Here is a 17,718-nt window from a genome sequence, read left to right on the forward strand (position 1 = left end):
AACGCCCCAGTCCATGGCCCACTTCTCGTGTTTCCCCGGTGCTTCGGCCCTCTCCGACTTCCGTCAGACCCGCCTGCTCGAGACGCTTCAGCGTATCGATGCCAACATCGTCGGCGTGCGCGGCCAGTTCCTGCATTTCGTCAACTCGGCCACGCCGCTTTCCGCTGACGACAGCGCGAAGATCGAAGCGCTGATGCACTACGGCGAGCCGTTCGCGGCCCCGCAGGAGCGCGGCAGCACGGTGACGTTCCTCGTCGTGCCGCGCTTCGGCACGGTGTCGCCGTGGGCGAGCAAGGCCACCGACATCGCGCATCACTGCGGCCTCGAACACGTGCGCCGCATCGAGCGCGCCGTCGAGTACACGGTGATCCTCAAGAGCGGCCTGCTCGGCGGCAAGAAAACGCTGTCGGACGAGGCGCACGCGGCGGTGGCTGCGGCGCTGCACGACCGCATGACCGAGAACGTCGCGGCCTCGCGCGACCAGGCGCTGCATCTGTTCGACGAACTGCCGGCCCGCCCGATGCAGACCGTCGACGTGCTCGGCCACGGCCGCAAGGCGCTGGAAACGGCCAACGGCGAACTGGGCCTCGCGCTCGCCGACGACGAAATCGACTACCTCGTCGAGAACTTCACGAAGCTGGGCCGCAATCCGACCGACGTCGAACTGATGATGTTCGCGCAGGCCAATAGCGAGCACTGCCGCCACAAGATCTTCAACGCGAGCTGGACGATCGACGGCCAGGATCAGGATCTGTCGCTGTTCGCGATGATCCGCAACACCGAGAAGATCAGCCCGCAAGGCACGATCGTCGCGTACTCGGACAACTCGTCGATCATGGAAGGCGCGGTCGCTGAGCGCTGGTTCCCGCGCAAGAACGGCGCGGACGGCGCGCCGGGCGAGCAGTACGGCCGCCACACCGAACTCACGCATACGCTGATGAAGGTGGAGACGCACAACCACCCGACCGCGATCTCGCCGTTCGCCGGCGCGGCCACGGGCTCGGGCGGCGAAATCCGCGACGAAGGCGCGACGGGCCGCGGCGCGCGTCCGAAGGCCGGTCTCACGGGCTTCACGGTCTCGAACCTCGATCTGCCGGAAGCGCGCGAAACGTGGGAAAACGCCCGCGACGCCGCCACGCCGCTCACGCACCGCAATCCGGCCGACGCGCACGGCGCCTACGGCCGCCCGGACCGCATCGCCTCGCCGCTGCAGATCATGATCGACGGCCCGCTCGGCGGCGCCGCGTTCAACAACGAATTCGGCCGTCCGAACCTCGGCGGCTACTTCCGCGTCTACGAACAGAACGTCGCGGGCACCGTGCGCGGCTATCACAAGCCGATCATGATCGCGGGCGGCATCGGCAACATCAGCGCGCAGCACACGCACAAGCACGATCTGCCCGAAGGTTCGCTGCTGATCCAGATCGGCGGCCCCGGCATGCGCATCGGCATGGGCGGCGGCGCGGCCAGCTCGATGGCGACCGGCACGAACACCGCCGAACTCGACTTCGACTCGGTCCAGCGCGGCAACCCGGAAATCGAGCGCCGCGCCCAGGAAGTCATCAACTCCTGCTGGCAGCTCGGCGAAGGCAATCCGATCCTGAGCATTCACGACGTGGGCGCGGGCGGTCTGTCGAACGCCTTCCCCGAACTCGTCGACGGCGCCGATAAGGGCGCGCGTTTCGAACTGCGCAAGGTGCAGCTCGAAGAATCGGGCCTCTCGCCGCGCGAAATCTGGTCGAACGAATCGCAGGAACGTTACGTTCTGGCGATCTCGCCCGCCGATCTGCCGAACTTCGAAGCGATCTGCGCGCGCGAGCGCTGCCCGTTCGCCGTCGTGGGCGTGGCAACCGCCGAACGCGAACTGAAGCTGATCGACAGCGACGAGCAGGCGCTCGCCGCGAACGGCGGCCACCAGCCCGTCGACATGCCGATGGACATCCTGCTCGGCAAGCCGCCGCGCATGCACCGCAACGTCGAGCACGCGAGCACGCCGCTCGTGCCGGTCGACGTCACGGGCATTTCGCTCGACGAAGTCGCGAAAAGCGTGCTGCGTCACCCGACGGTCGGCAGCAAGTCGTTCCTGATCACGATCGGCGACCGCTCGGTGGGCGGCACGAACGTGCGCGACCAGATGGTCGGCCCGTGGCAGGTGCCGGTCGCCGACTGCGCGATCACCGCGCTCGACTACGCCGGCTACAAGGGCGAAGCGATGACGATGGGCGAGCGTACGCCGCTCGCCGTGATCGACGCGCCTGCGTCGGGCCGCATGGCCATCGGCGAAGCCGTCACGAACATCGCCAGCGCGCCCATCGCGTCGCTCGACAAGCTCAAGCTGTCGGCGAACTGGATGGCCGCGTGCGGCGCGCCGGGCGAAGACGCCGCGCTCTACGACACGGTCAAGGCGATCGGCATGGAACTGTGCCCGGCGCTCGGCATCGGCATTCCGGTGGGCAAGGATTCGCTCTCGATGCGCACGAAGTGGAACGACGAAGGCGTGGCGAAGGAAGTGGTCGCGCCGGTTTCGCTGATCATTTCGGCGTTCGCGCCGGTCGAGGACGTACGCCGTCACCTCACGCCGCAACTGCGCCGTGTCGACGAAGCGGGCGAGTCGGTCCTGATCGCGATCGATCTGGGCCGCAGTAAGAACCGCATGGGCGGCTCGATCTTCGCGCAGGTCACGCAGCAGGTCGGCGACGCCGCGCCGGACGTCGACAGCGCCGAAGACCTCAAGCAGTTCTTCAACGCGATTCAAAAGCTCAACGCGAACGAACAGGTGCTCGCCTACCACGACCGCTCGGACGGCGGCCTGTGGGCGACGGTCTGCGAAATGGCGTTCGCGGGTCACACGGGTGTGTCGCTGAACGTCGACATGCTCACGCTCGACGGCGAGCACGGCACGGACTTCGGCGACGCCAAGGACTGGGCGAAGCAGACCAGCGGCCGTCGCGACGACCGCACGCTGCGCGCGCTGTTCTCGGAAGAACTCGGCGCCGTGATCCAGGTCCCGGCCGCCCAGCGCGACGCCGTGCTGGCCGTGCTGCGCGAGCACAATCTGTCGGTCTGCTCGCACGTGATCGGCACGCTGAACAACCGCGATTCGATCGAGATTTACCGCGACGCCAAGCGCATCTACGAAGCGCCGCGCGCCGAACTGCAACGCGTGTGGAGCGAAGTGAGCTGGCGCATCGCGCGTCTGCGCGACAACCCCGCCTGCGCCGACGCCGAATACGACGCGCTGCTCGACGCCGCCGATCCAGGCATGCAGCCGCAGCTCACGTTCGATCCGGCCGAAGACGTCGCCGCGCCGTTCATCGGCAAGGGCGCGCGTCCGCGCGTCGCGATCCTGCGCGAGCAGGGCGTGAACTCGCACCTCGAAACCGCCTACGCATTCGACCGCGCCGGTTTCGACGCGCACGACGTCCACATGAGCGACCTGCTTGCAGGCCGCGCCACGCTCGCCGACTTCGCGGGCGCGGTGGCCTGCGGCGGCTTCTCGTACGGCGACGTGCTGGGCGCGGGCGAAGGCTGGGCGAAGACGATCCGCTTCAACGCGCAGCTCTCGGACATGTTCGCAGCGTTCTTCGCGCGTCAGGACACCTTCGCGCTCGGCATCTGCAACGGCTGCCAGATGCTGTCGAGCCTCGCCTCGATGATTCCGGGCGCCGAAGCCTGGCCGAAGTTCACGCGCAACAAGTCGGAGCAGTTCGAAGCGCGCTTCTCGCTCGTCGAAGTGCAAAGCTCGCCGTCGATCTTCTTCAACGGCATGGAAGGCTCGCGCATTCCGGTCGCGGTCGCGCACGGCGAAGGTTTCGCGGACTTCTCGCAGCAGGGCGATATCTCGAAGGTCGCGGTGGCGATGCGCTACGTCGATCATCGCGGCCAGGCCACCGAGGGCTATCCGTTCAACCCGAACGGCTCGCCGCAAGGCATTACCTCGGTCACGACCGCCGACGGCCGCTTCACCGTGCTGATGCCGCACACGGAGCGCGTGCAGCGCACCGTGACGATGAGCTGGCACCCGGAAGGCTGGGGCGAGGCGAGCCCGTGGCTGCGCGCGTTCCAGAACGCACGCAAGTGGGTGGGCTAAGGCGCGCTCGCGAGGCCTGGCCGATGTCTGACTGACACGGCCGGCCGCGCATCCCGGAAACCCCGGTCAGGTCCGCTACGGCGGGCGTGACCGGGGTTTTTGTTTGGGCGTGCGGTGAATAGCGGGCTGATTCGCCGCAGATTGTGCGGTGAATAAATTGTCGATGCGGCGAATACGCGCCATAATCACCGCATGAATAGCGGCGAATACACCTACTTCTGGCAGGCCGGCGACTGGCCCGAGTGGCGCTTCGACATGGCGGCGCTTGCTCAGCCCATGGCCGAGGCGAGCCGCGCGCAAGGGCTGCTGATGGGGCGTCTCGCCGATGTCGGCATGCGTCTGCGCGACCAGGCGAGCCTCGCGGCGCTGACCGAGGACGTGCTGAAAACCAGCGAAATCGAGGGCGAGCGGCTGAGCGTGGTGTCGGTGCGTTCGTCGATCGCGCGGCGTCTGGGCGTGGATATCGGCGCGCTCGCGCCCGTCGATCGCCACGTGGAAGGCGTGGTGGAAATGGTGCTCGACGCCACGGGCAACTGCCGCCTGCCGGTCACGCGCGAGCGCCTGTTCGCCTGGCACGCGGCCTTGTTTCCGACCGGTTACGCGGGTCTCACGCGCATTCAGGTGGGTGCCTGGCGCGACGACGCCACGGGTCCGATGCAGGTCGTGTCCGGGCCGATCGGGCGTCAGCACGTGCATTTCGAGGCGCCGCCCGCGCCGCGCCTCGACGCGGAATTGCAGCGCTTTCTCACATGGCTCAACGCGCCTGCACAGGTGCCGCCGCTGATCAAGGCGGGGCTCGGCCACCTCTGGTTCGTCACCTTGCATCCGTTCGACGACGGCAACGGGCGCGTCGCGCGCGCGATCGGCGACTTGTTGCTCGCCCGCGCCGACGGCAGTTCGCAACGCTTCTACAGCCTGTCGGCGCAAATCCAGCGCGAGCGCAAGGCGTATTACGCGATGCTCGAACGGACGCAGCGGCAATCGATGGACGTGACCGAATGGCTGCGCTGGTTTCTCGACACCTTGCATCGCGCGGTCGATCACGCGCAGATCACGCTCGACTCGGTGCTCGTGAAGGCGCGCTTCTGGCGTCAGTGGGCCGACGCGCCGTTCAACGAACGCCAGGCCAAGGTCGTCAACCGGATGCTCGACGGCTTCGACGGCAAGCTCACCAGCAGCAAGTGGGCGGCGCTGGCGAAATGCTCGTCGGACACGGCGCTGCGCGATATCAACGACCTCGTCATGCGCGGCGTGTTGCGCAAGGGCGAAGGCGGCGGACGCAGCACGAGCTACGAACTGACGCCGCCAGCATGAAAAAACCCCGCGCCTTTGCAGGTCGCGGGGTTCTTCCCACAGCGAAACCGGAGTTCGGTTTTACTGGATCTTCGCTTGCGCGCGCAGTTGCTTCTCGAAGCCGAGCAGCTTTTCCTGCTGGAGCTGTTGCACGATCTGCGGGCGAACCTGCTCGAGCGGCGGCGGCGCGATCGCGCGGATGTCGTCCACGCGGATGATGTGCCAGCCGAATTGCGTGTGCACCGGCGTATCGGTGACCTGGCCTTTCTGCAGCGACGTGGCGGCCGCGGCGAACTCAGGCACGTAGGCCTTCGGGTCCGACCAGTCGAGATCGCCGCCGTTCTTCGCCGAGCCCGGGTCCTTCGAGTATTGCTTCGCGAGGTCTTCGAAGCTCGCGCCGCCCTTGATCTTCGCGATCAGGTCCTTTGCCTGCTGCTCGTTGTCCACGAGGATGTGGTGCAGGTGATATTCCTTGCCGCCCGCGCCTTGCGTGAGCTTGTCGTACATCGCCTTGACTTCGGCATCCGTCGGCTGGTTGTTCTTGAGGAAGTCCTGGATCCACGCGTGCAGGATGACCTGCTGCTGCGCCATCGCCAGTTGCGCCTTCACGTCGGGGCGATTCGGAATACCCAGACGCGCGGCTTCCTGCATCAGCACTTCGCGGTTGACCAGTTCTTCACGCACGGCCTTTTGCAGATCCGGCGTGTCTTGCTGGCCTTGGGCCACGACCTGGGCGACGAGCGCGTCGGCGCGCGACTTCGGAATCGGCGTGCCGTTCACGACGGCGATGTTCTGCGCAAAAGCGGGAGCCGCAGCGAACGCAGCCAGCAACACCCAGAGACGGGTTTTCTTCAAGGTCATCTGTAAGTCCTAACAGGGCGAACCAAAAGGGCGAACCAAAAAAGTGGGGCTTTTAGCGGGGCAGCGCTGCGGCTTCTTCGGGCGTGAGCGCCGTGATCGCGAGTGCATGGATGCCGCGCTGCATGGCCTCGGCCAGCGCATCATACACCATGCGGTGCCTTGCCACGCGGGCTTTCCCGGCGAATGCGGACGCAACGATCGTGACGTGATAATGCCCGCCCGCCGAGGCACCGGCGTGACCGGCGTGCTGCGCGCTGTCGTCGCGCACGACGATCGAATCGACCGGCGCGAGTGCCGCCGTGACGCGCGTTTCGATCAGCGCGAGGCGCTCCGCGGGACTGGCGTTGAGGAATACGTCGCTCATTCTTCTTCCTTCATGTGACGCGACAGCCAAAGGCTCTGGCCGACGATGAACACCACCAGAATGCCGGTCGCGCCGAACAGCTTGAAATCGACCCACGCGTCGGTGGAGAAGTGGAACGCGACGAACAGATTCAGAATGCCGAGCAGCGCGAAGAAGATCGACCAGACGAAGTTCAGTTGCGTCCAGATACGCGTGGGCAGCGTGATCTGCTTGCCCATCATCGCTTCGATGAGGTTCTTGCCGAACGCCACCTGCGAGACCAGCAGCACGATCGAGAATGCCCAGTAGAGCACCGTGGGTTTCCACTTGATGAAGGTTTCGTCGTGCAGCATCAGCGTGGCGCCGCCGAACACGACGACGATGCCCAGACTCAGCCACAGCATCGGGTCGACCTTGCGGTGACGGAACGCCACCCAGGCGATCTGCACGAGCGTCGCGGCGATGGCCACGGCAGTCGCCGTGAAGATGCCCCACACCTTGAAGGCGACGAAGAACAGGATGATCGGGAACAGATCAAACAGAAATTTCATTATCGGCCTGAAGTTGGCTCAATGGTTGGCCCAATGAGCTGCTAAAAGAGGGCGCGACGCCCGCGCGGCCCCAGGGCCGGCGGGCGGTCGCGCCCTCGCGCGAGGCGGCGCCTCGCTTACTTGGGCTCGAATTGTAGCGCAGCCGAATTGATGCAATACCGCAGGCCGGTCGGGGCCGGACCATCTTCGAACACGTGGCCCAGATGCGCGCCGCAGTTCTTGCAGCGGACCTCGATGCGCAGCATGCCGTGCGTGCGGTCCGTGCGTTCCTCGATCACCTCGCCGTCGATCGGACGGAAGTAGCTCGGCCAGCCGCAGCCGGCGTCGAATTTCGTGTCGGATTCGAACAGCGGCGTGCCGCAGCAGACGCAATCGTAGATGCCGCGTTCGTTGTGGTCCCAGTATTTGCCCGTGAAGGCGCGTTCGGTAGCCGCGTGGCGCGTGACCTGGTATTGCGTGGGGTCGAGCTTCGCGCGCCATTCGGCGTCGGACTTGTGGCCGGGGTAGGCGTCGGAGTTATGGTCGTCCTGGCTCATGTCGGGTTCCTGTCGGGTTGCGGTCGAGGGAAAGTGCGGAAGAGTCGCTTAGATGGGGACGCGCTCACGAAGAGCAACTGACTTCGAGCGAGCTGGCCCAGTCGGGCGGCAGCGCCGCATAGCTTTCGTATTCCGGCTGTTCGTCGAACGGGCGCTTGAGCACCGTCGCGAGCCGCTCGACTTCGCTGAAATCCTTCTGCGCCGCGCGCTCGATGGCCGTTTGCGCGAGGTGATTGCGCAGCACGAACTTCGGATTGACGCGATTCATCGCTTCGGCGCGCGCGGCGTCGTCACGGGTTTCGTGCGCAAGGCGCGCGCGGTACGTTTCGGCCCACGCATCGAACGCGGCGCGGTCGAGGAACAGGTCGCGCACGCTCGTGTCGCCGCTCGCGTCGTGTTTCGAAACACGCGACAGATGGCGGAACGTCAGCGTGAAGTCGGCGCGATTCGCATGCATGATTTCGAATAGCTGGTTCGCGAGCTGATCGTCGCCTTCGCGCGCGTGTTCGAGGCCCAGCTTTGCGCGCATGCGCGCTTCGAGCGCGGGCGCGAAATGTCCCTTGAAGCGTTCGAGCACGCCTTGCGCGTCGGCCACACAGCGCTCGCCGCGCGCCTTGTCATCGGCGATGTCGTACTGCGCGCCGAACAGCGGCAGCAGCGCCTGGGCGAGACAGAACAGATTCCAGTAGCCGATCTGCGGCTGATTGCGGTACGCGTAGCGGCCCTGCGAGTCCGAATGATTGCAGATGTGATTCGCGTCGAAGCCGTCGATGAAACCGAACGGGCCGTAGTCGATCGTGAGACCGAGAATCGACATGTTGTCGGTGTTCATCACGCCGTGGCAGAAACCCACGGCCTGCCACTCGACCATCAGCGCCGCCGTCGTGCGCACGGCCTGATCGAGCAGCGCGAGATACGGGTCGTCGGCTTCGCGCAGCTGTGGATAGAAACGGTCGATGACGTGGTCGGCGAGCGTGCGCAGCGCCTCGACGTTGTCCTGCGAATAGAAGTGCTCGAAGTGGCCGAAGCGCACGAAGCTCGGCGAGACGCGCGTGACGACCGCGGCCGTTTCGAGTTCCTCGCGGCGCACAGCCTGATCGGAGCCCGTCACCGTGAGCGCGCGCGTGGTCGGAATGCCGAGATGATGCATGGCCTCCGAGCACAGATATTCGCGGATCGACGAGCGCAGCACCGCGCGGCCGTCGCCCATGCGCGAATAGGGCGTGCGGCCCGCGCCCTTGAGCTGGACGTCGTAGCGCTGGCCCGCGTGCTCGACTTCGCCGAGCATCAGCGCGCGGCCGTCGCCGAGCTGACCCGCCCAGACGCCGAACTGATGCCCCGAATAGACGGCCGCATACGACATGGCCGAGGGCGGGCGTTCGCGTGTGAAATTGCCGCAGAAAAACGCCGCGAACGCCGGATCGTTCACGACGCTTGCGTCGAGCCCGAGCAGCGCCGCCGTTTCCGGCGAGAAGCCGACCACGTAGGGCGCGGGCAGCGGTGCACCGGGCAGGCGCGTGTGGAAGGTCGCGCCGAGCGCGGCGAACGCGTCGCTGCGCGATGCCGTGAGCGCGCGTTCGAAGTCGGCGAGGGCGCCGCTTTGCGGTGCCTGGGCGGCGGATGTGCCGCCTTGCGAGTCTGAAAGGCCTGGTGAAAACGACATATTGAGCGCCTATGGAATAGCCGATATTGTAAGTCCGCGCCCGCCGGCGTGCAGGACCGGCCATCGACGCCGCCGATACAGTGGTTGTCGTCGACATAATCAATCAGCGCCAATCGGCGTGCCGCCCGGGCACGCACGCGCCGGACCCGGCGAGCCCCGCTCCATCCCATAACGAGAATGACCGCATTCGAGTCGAGGAGACCGCCGAGCATGACTGCGCCGCTGCTGGGACACATGATGGACGTGCCGCTACTCGTATCGTCGCTGATCGCGCATGCCGCGCGTCATCACGGCCACACCGAGATCGTGTCGCGCCGCATCGAAGGCGACCTGCACCGCTACACCTACCGCGATTGCGAGGCGCGCGCGAAGCAGCTCGCGCAGGCGCTGATCGTGCTGGGCGTCGAGCCTGGCGAGCGCGTCGGCACGCTGGCCTGGAACGGCTATCGGCACATGGAGGCGTATTTCGGCGTGACCGGTTTCGGCGCCGTGTGCCACACGATCAATCCGCGTCTTTTTCCCGAGCAGATCGCGTGGATCGTCAATCACGCCGACGATCGCTACGTGCTGTTCGACATCACGTTCGCGCCGCTCGTCGACGCGCTCGCGCCGCAATGTCCGAACGTGCGCGGCTGGATCGCGCTGTGCGACGCGTCCCATCTTCCGGCGATGAAAACGCCGGTGCTCGCGTATGAAACGCTGCTCGCAGCGCAAGACGGCGCGTACGCGTGGCCCTTGCTCGACGAGCGCAGCGCGTCGAATCTCTGCTACACCTCGGGCACCACGGGCAATCCGAAGGGCGCGCTCTATACGCATCGTTCGTCGGTGCTGCATGCGTATGCGGCGTCCTTGCCCGATTCGATCGGGCTCTCGGCGCGCGACGCGATCCTGCCCGTCGTGCCGATGTTCCATGTGAACGCCTGGGGCATTCCGCACGCCGCGCCGCTCAACGGCGCGAAGCTCGTGCTGCCCGGCAAGGATCTCGACGGGAAGTCGCTCTACGAATTGATGGAATCCGAAGGCGTGACCTGTTCGGCGGGCGTGCCGACGGTCTGGCTCGGCCTGCTCACTTATATGCGCGACGCGGGCGTGAAGTTTTCGACCTTGCAGCGCACGGTGATCGGCGGCTCGGCGTGTCCGCCCGCGATGCTGCGCACCTACGAAGACACCTACGGCGTGCAGGTGATCCACGCATGGGGCATGACGGAGATGTCGCCGCTCGGCACGCTCGCGAAGCTCAACTGGGAGCAGGCGCAGCGGCCGCTCGATGCGCAACGCGCGCTGCTCGAAAAGCAGGGCCGCGTGCTTTTCGGCGTCGACATGAAGATCGTCGGCGACGATGGGCGCGATCTGCCGTGGGACGGCGTCGCGTTCGGCGATCTGCATGTGCGCGGGCCGTGGGTCATCGAGCGGTATTTTCGGCAGGAGGGCGGCACGCCGCTCGTCGACGGCTGGTTCCCGACCGGCGACGTCGCGACCATCGACGCCGACGGTTTCCTGCATATCACCGACCGCAGCAAGGACGTGATCAAGTCGGGCGGCGAGTGGATCAGTTCGATCGAGCTGGAAAACATCGCGGTTTCGCATCCGGCGATCGCGGAGGCCGCGTGCATCGCCTGCGCGCATCCGCGCTGGACCGAGCGGCCGCTGATCGTCGCGGTGAAAAAGCCCGGCGCTGCGGTCACGCGCGAGGAACTGCTCGCGTATTTCGACGGCAAGGTCGTGAAGTGGTGGCAGCCCGACGATGTCGCTTTCGTCGACGAACTGCCGCACACGGCCACCGGCAAGCTGCAAAAGCTCAAGCTGCGCGAGCAGTTCCGCGACCACGTGCTGCCCACGGCGGCGGCCGCGAGCGAGCTATGTCCGATGGAGCCGCCTGGCGTGAATGTGGATGTGAAGCTGGACGTGAACGCGGGCGCGCCTCGCAGTTCGTAATGAATTGAATTGAGTTGAGTTGAGTTGAATTGAGTTGCTTCGGCGCGGCCAACTGGCCGCATTTTTTTATGCGCTTTCCGCGTGCTTTTGACGGCTTGTTTCCAAACCTGCGCGAGCGTCGGTACAAACCCTGACGCCTTTGTTATCGAAAAAAATGGAACGAACGTTCTTTTTTCGGTATTCTGCCTGCTGACCGGGAATGTCGGACAATGAAGCCGGCGACGCACAACGCGGCCCGCAAGCATGGAGGCAGGCAAATGGTAGTGGACAACGCGGCAGTGAAATACACGACTCGCGACGGCGTCGCCGTCATCACGCTCAACAATCCGCCCGTCAACGGCCTGGGTCACGCGACCCGCACCGGCATCGTCGAGGGCATCGCGCGCGCCAACAGCGACGCGGCCGTGACGGCCATCGTCATCACGGGCGCGGGCAAGGCCTTCTCGGGCGGCGCCGACATCACCGAATTCAACACGCCGAAGGCCACCCAGGAGCCCACGCTCCACACCGTCATCAAGGAAGTGGAAAAGAGCGCGAAGCCCGTGGTCGCCGCGATCCACAGCGTGGCGATGGGCGGCGGCCTCGAACTGGCGCTCGGCGCGCACTACCGCATCGCCGCGCCCGGCGCGCAGATCGCGCTGCCCGAAGTGAAGCTCGGCATTCTGCCCGGCGCAGGCGGCACGCAGCGTCTGCCGCGCGCAATCGGCCTCGAAGCCGCAGTGAACATGATCGTCAGCGGTGCGCCGGTGCCGAGCGAAAAGCTCGCGAAATCGGGCCTGTTCGATGCGATGGCGCAAGGCGATCTGCTCGACGAAGCCATCGCGTTCGCGCGCAAGGCCGCCGACAAGCAAGGCCCGCATCCGCTCGTGCGCAACCGCAAGATCGAGCATCCGAACGCCGAAGGCTTCCTGCAGTTCTCGCGCAACACCGTGGGCGCGATGTCGAAGAACTATCCGGCGCCCGTGAAGTGTATCGATGCCATCGCAGCCGGCGTGAAGCAGGGCTTCGACAAAGGCCTCGCCTACGAGCGCGAATGCTTCGTCGAACTGGTGCAGACGCCGGAATCGCACGCGCTGCGTCACGCGTTCTTCGGCGAGCGCGCCGCGAGCAAGATCCCCGATGTGCCGTCGAGCACGCCCATGCGTGACATCCAGAAGATCGCGGTGATCGGCGCGGGCACGATGGGCGGCGGCATCACGATGAACTTCCTGAACGCGGGCGTGCCGGTCACGCTGCTTGAAACGAAGCAGGAAGCGCTCGATCGCGGCCTCGCCACCATCCGCAAGAACTACGAAGCGCAGGTCAAGAAGGGCAAGCTCACGCAGGAGAAGCTCGACGCGCGCATGGCGCTGATCAGCCCGACGCTCTCCTATGACGACCTCAAGCAGGCCGACCTCATCATCGAGGCGGTGTTCGAGGAACTCGGCGTGAAGGAGCAGGTGTTCAAGCGTCTGGACGAAGTCGCGAAGCCGGGTGCGATTCTCGCCTCGAACACCTCGACGCTCGACGTCGACAAGATCGCGGCCTTCACGAAGCGTCCGCAGGACGTGGTCGGTCTGCACTTCTTCAGCCCCGCCAACGTGATGAAGCTGCTCGAAGTGGTGCGCGGCAAGGACACGGCGAAGGACGTGCTCGCCACCGTCATGCAGGTCGCGAAGAAGATCCGCAAGACGGCCGTGGTCTCGGGCGTGTGCGACGGTTTCATCGGTAACCGCATGATCGAGCAGTACGTGCGCCAGGCGCTCTACATGCTCGAAGAAGGCGCGCTGCCGGCGCAGGTCGACCGCGCGATCGAGAAGTTCGGTTTCGCGATGGGTCCGTTCCGCATGAGCGATCTCGCGGGCAACGACATCGGCTGGGCGATCCGCAAGCGCCGCTACCAGGAACACCCGGACATGAAGTACTCGAAGATCGCCGACCGTCTGTGCGAGACGGGGCGCTTCGGCCAGAAGACCGGCGCGGGCTGGTACGACTACAAGGCGGGTGAGCGCGCTGCGCTGCCCTCGAAGCTCGTCGACGAGATGATCGTCGCGTACTCGAAGGAAGCGGGCGTCGAGCGCCGCAAGATCAGCGACGAGGAAATCGTCGAGCGTCTGGTGTACGCGCTCGCGAACGAAGGCGCGAAGATTCTCGAAGAGGGCATCGCGTCGAAGGCCTCGGACATCGATATGGTCTATCTCACGGGCTACGGCTTCCCGCTGTGGCGCGGCGGCCCGATGCTCTACGCCGACACGGTCGGTCTCTACAACGTGGCGCGCTCGATTCGCCGCTACGCGCAGCAGCCGAACGGCGACGCCTGGCAGATCGCGTCGTCGCTGGCCGAGCGCGCGGAGAACGGCGGCTCGTTCAACTGAGCCACGCTCACGCACGTATCAACGTAAGCAAGAACGGACGAACATGATGAGAAGCGCAGACGACGTGCTCCTGCTGATCGACCTGCAATACGACTTCATGCCGGGCGGGGCGCTGGCCGTCGCGCGCGGCGACGAAGTCGTGCCGGTCGCGAACCGGCTCGCGCAGGGCTTCGCGCACGTGGTGCTCACGCAGGACTGGCACCCGGCGGCGCACGTTTCGTTTGCCGCGAATCACGTGGGGCGCAAGCCTTTCGAGACCGTCGCGCTGCCCTACGGCGAGCAGGTGCTGTGGCCCACGCACTGCGTGCAGGGCACGCAAGGCGCGGCGCTGCATCGCGATCTCGACGTGCCGCATGCGCGCGCGGTCATCCGCAAAGGGCATCACGCGGAGGTCGACAGCTACTCGGCGTTTCTCGAAGCCGATCGCACGACGCCCACCGGACTCGCGGGCTATCTGCGCGAGATGGGCGCGAAGCGCGTGTACTGCTGCGGCCTCGCGACCGACTATTGCGTCGCGTGGTCCGCGCTCGATGCGCGCGCCGCCGGCTTCGAGACCGTGCTGATCGAAGACGCCTCGCGCGCCATCGACCTGAACGGCTCGCTGGCCGCCGCGTGGACGCAGTTGCAGGCGGCAGGTGTGACGCGCGCGCAGTCGGCCGACGTGCTGCGCGGCGCGGTCTGAGGCCACGCCTTCATCCGTTCGAAGCATACCGATTCACCGGATCAAACCATTGGGATGGGATCGGCGCACCGCGCAAAAGCGCAAGCGCCGATCGACAAGGAGACACACAGATGACTGACGCCGTAATCGTTTCGACCGCCCGCACGGGCCTCGCCAAATCGTGGAAGGGCTCGTTCAACATGACCCACGGCGCCACGCTCGGCGGCCACGTCACGCAGGCCGCCGTCGAGCGCGCGAAGATCGACCCCGCGCGCGTCGAGGACGTGATCATGGGCTGCGCAAATCCCGAAGGCGCGACCGGCGCCAACATCGCGCGCCAGATCGCGCTGCGCGCGGGCCTGCCGGTGTCGGTGGCGGGCATGACCGTGAACCGTTTCTGTTCGTCTGGACTCCAGACGATTGCGCTCGCGGCGCAACGCGTGATCGCCGGTGAAGGCGACGTGTTCGTGGCGGGCGGCGTGGAATCCATTTCGTGCGTGCAGAACGAAATGAACCGCCACATGATGGCCGAAGGCTGGCTCAATCAGCACAAGCCGGAAATCTACTGGAGCATGCTGCAAACGGCGGAAAACGTCGCGAAGCGCTACGAGATCTCGAAGGACCGCCAGGACGAGTACGGCGTGCAGTCGCAGCTGCGCGCGGCGGCGGCACAGGCGGCGGGCCTCTTCAACGACGAAATCGTGCCGATGACGGTGCTCGCGGGTATCGCCGACAAGGCCTCGGGCCAGCTCATCACGAAGGAAGTCACGATTTCCTCGGACGAAGGCATTCGCGGCGACACCACGCTCGAAGGCGTCTCGAAGATTCGCACGGCGATGCCGGGCGGCGTGATCACGGCGGGCAACGCGAGCCAGTTCTCGGACGGCGCGAGCGCCTGCGTTGTGATGAACGCGAAGGTCGCGGAGCGCGAAGGTCTGCAGCCGCTCGGCATCTTCCGCGGCTTTGCCGTGGCCGGTTGCGAGCCCGACGAAATGGGTATCGGTCCGGTGTTCGCGGTGCCGAAGCTGCTCAAGCAGGCGGGCCTCAAGGTCGAGGACATCGACCTGTGGGAACTGAACGAAGCGTTCGCGGTGCAGGTGCTCTATTGCCGCGACAAGCTCGGCATTCCCGCCGACCGTCTGAACGTGAACGGCGGCGCGATCGCGGTCGGCCACCCGTATGGTGTGTCGGGCGCGCGTCTCACCGGCCATGCGCTGATCGAAGGCAAGCGCCGCGGCGCGAAGCTCGTCGTCGTTACGATGTGTATCGGCGGCGGTCAGGGCGCGGCGGGGCTGTTCGAAGTCGTGTAACGCGTCCCGCGTGAGCGTGAGGGTGGCGCGCGTTCAGGCGCGGCCTTCACGCGTGGGACGCAGCGCCCAGGCGCTGGCGCGCGCGATCCAGCGGCGCGCCAACGCGATCAGCGGCGAGGTGGCCGCCGGCACGATCAGCACGCCGGCGGGCTCGCGTCCCGCGCCGCTCAAGCCATACCAGCCGCGATCCTCGATCGGGTAACGCTCGCCTTCGTCGATGCGCCGCGCCAGCAGCGGTGCGACGTGACCGGCCGAGACGAGGGCGGCATCGCGATACGTCAGGCACAGCGTGCCTTCGACCGCAACGAGCGACGCGCCGCGACGCAAGGCGATCCAGTGAACCTGATGGGGCGCGAGCCGCAGCAGCGTGCTGCCTGGCGCGCCTGGGGCGACAGACGAGAGGGTGGGCAAGTCGTGCATGATCGAGACCTGAACGTTGAAATGCGGACATGCCCCGACTTTATGGGCGCGCACGCGTGCGCAACAGGCACAACGGGGCGCGATCCGTTGCACTACAGCGGCATGAAACGCCGCGCTGTATCGGTGCAAAGCGGCAAGACGTGTATCTGTCGCGCTTGCCCGCCGCTCTGGCATCATCGACCGATGAACGTCCCCGATCAGCCTCTTTACCGGCAACTCGCCGGCCACTACCGGCGCTCCATCGAAAGCGGCGTGCTGCGTCCCGGCGACCGCATGCCGTCGATGCGCGCCTTCATGCGCCAGCACGACGTGAGTCTCGCCACCGCGACCGAAAGCTATCGCGTGCTCGAACGCGAGTCGCTGATCGAGGCGCGGCCGCGCGAGGGCTATTTCGTGCGCGCGGCGAGCGCGAACACGCTGCCCGCCGCGCGTGAACCCGACTGGCACAACGGTAGCGATGCGGCGCAGCGCGAGCCGCTCGTCGCCCAGTTCGTCGGCATGCATGCGGCCATTTCCGCGCTCGTGGCGCGTTTTCAGCAGGTGCCCGACGCGCTCAATCTCGGTGGCGTGACCGCCGCCGACGCGCTGTTTCCCGGCGAGGAATTGCAGAAGATCGCCGTGCGCATCCTGCGCCGCCGTCCAGATCTGCTCACGTCGCCGGGCCACGAACGCGGCGATCCGCAACTGCGCGCCGTGATCGCGCGCCGTGCGCTCGCGGCAGGCTTCGCCGTCCACGCCGACGACATCGTCATGACGAACGGCGGCACCGAAGCGGTCAATCTCGCTTTGCGCGCGGTGACGCAGCCCGGCGACACGGTCGCCGTCGAATCGCCGTGCTTTTACGGCTTGCTGCAGGTGCTCGAAAGTCTCGGCCTGCGCGCGCTCGAAATTCCCGCGAGCCCGACCACGGGACTGTCGGTCGAAGCGCTCGAATTCGCCTTGCAGCAGCATCCCGAACTGAAGGCCGTCGTGGTCGTGCCGCATCTGCAGAATCCGCTCGGCTGCGTGATGCCGGACGCGCACAAGCAGCGCGTCGTCGAGTTGTGCACGCAGGCGGGCGTGGCCGTGATCGAAGACGATCCGTACCGCGAACTCGTCGAAGGCGAGAGCGCGCCGCGCGCGCTGAAAGCGTGGGATAACGCGGGCACGGTGATTCACTGCACCTCGTTCAACAAGACGCTCGCGCCGGGCATGCGCGTGGGCTGGATGGCGGGCGGACGATGGCACGCGCGCATCGCCATGCTGAAGTTTTCGCAGTCGCGGCTCAACGAGCCGCTTTCGCAGGCCGTGCTCGCCGAATTCCTGCAAAGCCAGGCGCACGAACGCCATTTGCGCCGCCTGCGCGAGCGGCTGCGCACGCAGCGCGAACGCATGGCGCAGGGCATCGGCGCGGCGTTTCCCGAAGGCACGCGCTTCACGCCGCCGCCAGGCGGGCTGGCGTTCTGGATCGAACTGCCGCGGCATGTCTCGTCGATGGCGCTGTTCGACGCCGCGCTCGCCGAACGCATCCGCATCATGCCCGGCACCGTGTTCTCGAACTCGGGGCGTTTCGATCACTGCATCCGCGTGAGTTGTCCGGGGCCGCTGCCCCATAGCGCCGACGACGCGCTGCTGCGTATCGGTGCGATCGCGCATCGGCTGGCCCGCGAAAGCGCGGGGCGCGAAGCGTGAACAGCGACACGAGCGAAGCCCTGAGCGCGC

Annotated in this window: 13 protein-coding genes; 7 read left to right on the forward strand and 6 right to left on the reverse strand. The window is 66.4% G+C overall.

The genetic code is table 11. From position 1 onward, the window contains the following. Positions 1–13 precede the first annotated feature (13 nt). The gene (purL, locus tag U4Y88_RS13900; protein WP_321784589.1) at positions 14–4,090 is read left to right on the forward strand and encodes a phosphoribosylformylglycinamidine synthase; all 4,077 of its coding nucleotides are present in this window, start codon (positions 14–16) and stop codon (positions 4,088–4,090) included. Positions 4,091–4,282: 192 nt separating this feature from the next. Then, positions 4,283–5,404 (forward strand): Fic family protein, encoded by a 1,122-nt coding sequence (locus U4Y88_RS13905; protein ID WP_321784590.1) that lies wholly within the window; start codon positions 4,283–4,285, stop codon positions 5,402–5,404. 60 nt (positions 5,405–5,464) lie between these two features. On the opposite strand, the gene U4Y88_RS13910 is transcribed toward U4Y88_RS13905, so the two are convergent. The 5 genes from U4Y88_RS13910 to U4Y88_RS13930 form a co-directional block, all read right to left on the reverse strand. Further along, positions 5,465–6,244, reverse strand: a complete 780-nt coding sequence (locus U4Y88_RS13910) for a peptidylprolyl isomerase (protein WP_224008168.1) — start codon at positions 6,242–6,244, stop codon at positions 5,465–5,467. Positions 6,245–6,296: 52 nt separating this feature from the next. After that, on the reverse strand, positions 6,297–6,608 hold the full coding sequence (locus tag U4Y88_RS13915; RefSeq protein WP_224008165.1) for a BolA family protein: 312 nt from the start codon (positions 6,606–6,608) through the stop codon (positions 6,297–6,299). Then, on the reverse strand, positions 6,605–7,138 hold the full coding sequence (locus U4Y88_RS13920) for a septation protein A (RefSeq protein ID WP_224008162.1): 534 nt from the start codon (positions 7,136–7,138) through the stop codon (positions 6,605–6,607). The genes U4Y88_RS13915 and U4Y88_RS13920 overlap by 4 nt, the downstream gene beginning before the upstream one ends. 116 nt (positions 7,139–7,254) lie before the next feature. Beyond that, positions 7,255–7,674, reverse strand: a complete 420-nt coding sequence (gene msrB, locus U4Y88_RS13925) for a peptide-methionine (R)-S-oxide reductase MsrB (RefSeq protein ID WP_027814676.1) — start codon at positions 7,672–7,674, stop codon at positions 7,255–7,257. A gap of 64 nt (positions 7,675–7,738) precedes the next feature. Continuing rightward, complete coding sequence (locus U4Y88_RS13930; RefSeq protein ID WP_321784593.1) at positions 7,739–9,337, reverse strand: protein adenylyltransferase SelO; 1,599 nt, start codon at positions 9,335–9,337, stop codon at positions 7,739–7,741. Between the two features lie 210 nt (positions 9,338–9,547). On the opposite strand from U4Y88_RS13930, the gene U4Y88_RS13935 reads away from it, so the two are divergent. The 4 genes from U4Y88_RS13935 to U4Y88_RS13950 all read left to right on the forward strand — a co-directional run bounded on the left by U4Y88_RS13935 (position 9,548) and on the right by U4Y88_RS13950 (position 15,597). Continuing rightward, positions 9,548–11,272 carry a 3-(methylthio)propionyl-CoA ligase gene (locus U4Y88_RS13935; protein ID WP_321784595.1) on the forward strand — a complete coding sequence of 575 codons (1,725 nt, stop codon included), beginning with the start codon at positions 9,548–9,550 and terminating at the stop codon, positions 11,270–11,272. A gap of 257 nt (positions 11,273–11,529) precedes the next feature. Further along, on the forward strand, positions 11,530–13,626 hold the full coding sequence (locus tag U4Y88_RS13940; protein ID WP_321784597.1) for a 3-hydroxyacyl-CoA dehydrogenase NAD-binding domain-containing protein: 2,097 nt from the start codon (positions 11,530–11,532) through the stop codon (positions 13,624–13,626). A gap of 46 nt (positions 13,627–13,672) precedes the next feature. Then, positions 13,673–14,308 (forward strand): bifunctional nicotinamidase/pyrazinamidase, encoded by a 636-nt coding sequence (gene pncA / locus U4Y88_RS13945; RefSeq protein ID WP_321784942.1) that lies wholly within the window; start codon positions 13,673–13,675, stop codon positions 14,306–14,308. Between the two features lie 110 nt (positions 14,309–14,418). After that, a complete protein-coding gene (locus U4Y88_RS13950; RefSeq protein ID WP_224008150.1) occupies positions 14,419–15,597 on the forward strand; it encodes an acetyl-CoA C-acyltransferase in 1,179 nt (392 codons plus the stop codon). A gap of 33 nt (positions 15,598–15,630) precedes the next feature. Here U4Y88_RS13950 and U4Y88_RS13955 read toward each other — a convergent pair whose 3' ends face one another. Then, the gene (locus tag U4Y88_RS13955; protein WP_321784599.1) at positions 15,631–16,017 is read right to left on the reverse strand and encodes a hypothetical protein; all 387 of its coding nucleotides are present in this window, start codon (positions 16,015–16,017) and stop codon (positions 15,631–15,633) included. Positions 16,018–16,200: 183 nt separating this feature from the next. Between U4Y88_RS13955 and U4Y88_RS13960 the strand changes: the two genes are divergently transcribed. After that, complete coding sequence (locus tag U4Y88_RS13960) at positions 16,201–17,688, forward strand: PLP-dependent aminotransferase family protein (RefSeq protein WP_321784601.1); 1,488 nt, start codon at positions 16,201–16,203, stop codon at positions 17,686–17,688. Positions 17,689–17,718: the final 30 nt, after the last annotated feature.

This window comes from Paraburkholderia sp. J94, from assembly GCF_905220285.1.
Lineage (GTDB): Bacteria > Pseudomonadota > Gammaproteobacteria > Burkholderiales > Burkholderiaceae > Paraburkholderia > Paraburkholderia tropica_A.

Excerpts from the sequence above, each read along its gene's own strand:
- U4Y88_RS13935 (WP_321784595.1), top strand. The coding sequence starts at position 9,548 with ATGACTGCGCCGCTGCTGGGACACATGATGGACGTGCCGCTACTCGTA.
- U4Y88_RS13960 (WP_321784601.1), top strand. The coding sequence starts at position 16,201 with ATGAACGTCCCCGATCAGCCTCTTTACCGGCAACTCGCCGGCCACTAC.
- U4Y88_RS13920 (WP_224008162.1), bottom strand. The coding sequence starts at position 7,138 with ATGAAATTTCTGTTTGATCTGTTCCCGATCATCCTGTTCTTCGTCGCC.
- U4Y88_RS13910 (WP_224008168.1), bottom strand. The coding sequence starts at position 6,244 with ATGACCTTGAAGAAAACCCGTCTCTGGGTGTTGCTGGCTGCGTTCGCT.
- U4Y88_RS13950 (WP_224008150.1), top strand. The coding sequence starts at position 14,419 with ATGACTGACGCCGTAATCGTTTCGACCGCCCGCACGGGCCTCGCCAAA.
- U4Y88_RS13915 (WP_224008165.1), bottom strand. The coding sequence starts at position 6,608 with ATGAGCGACGTATTCCTCAACGCCAGTCCCGCGGAGCGCCTCGCGCTG.
- U4Y88_RS13905 (WP_321784590.1), top strand. The coding sequence starts at position 4,283 with ATGAATAGCGGCGAATACACCTACTTCTGGCAGGCCGGCGACTGGCCC.
- U4Y88_RS13930 (WP_321784593.1), bottom strand. The coding sequence starts at position 9,337 with ATGTCGTTTTCACCAGGCCTTTCAGACTCGCAAGGCGGCACATCCGCC.
- pncA (WP_321784942.1), top strand. The coding sequence starts at position 13,673 with ATGAGAAGCGCAGACGACGTGCTCCTGCTGATCGACCTGCAATACGAC.
- purL (WP_321784589.1), top strand. The coding sequence starts at position 14 with ATGGCCCACTTCTCGTGTTTCCCCGGTGCTTCGGCCCTCTCCGACTTC.
- msrB (WP_027814676.1), bottom strand. The coding sequence starts at position 7,674 with ATGAGCCAGGACGACCATAACTCCGACGCCTACCCCGGCCACAAGTCC.
- U4Y88_RS13940 (WP_321784597.1), top strand. The coding sequence starts at position 11,530 with ATGGTAGTGGACAACGCGGCAGTGAAATACACGACTCGCGACGGCGTC.
- U4Y88_RS13955 (WP_321784599.1), bottom strand. The coding sequence starts at position 16,017 with ATGCACGACTTGCCCACCCTCTCGTCTGTCGCCCCAGGCGCGCCAGGC.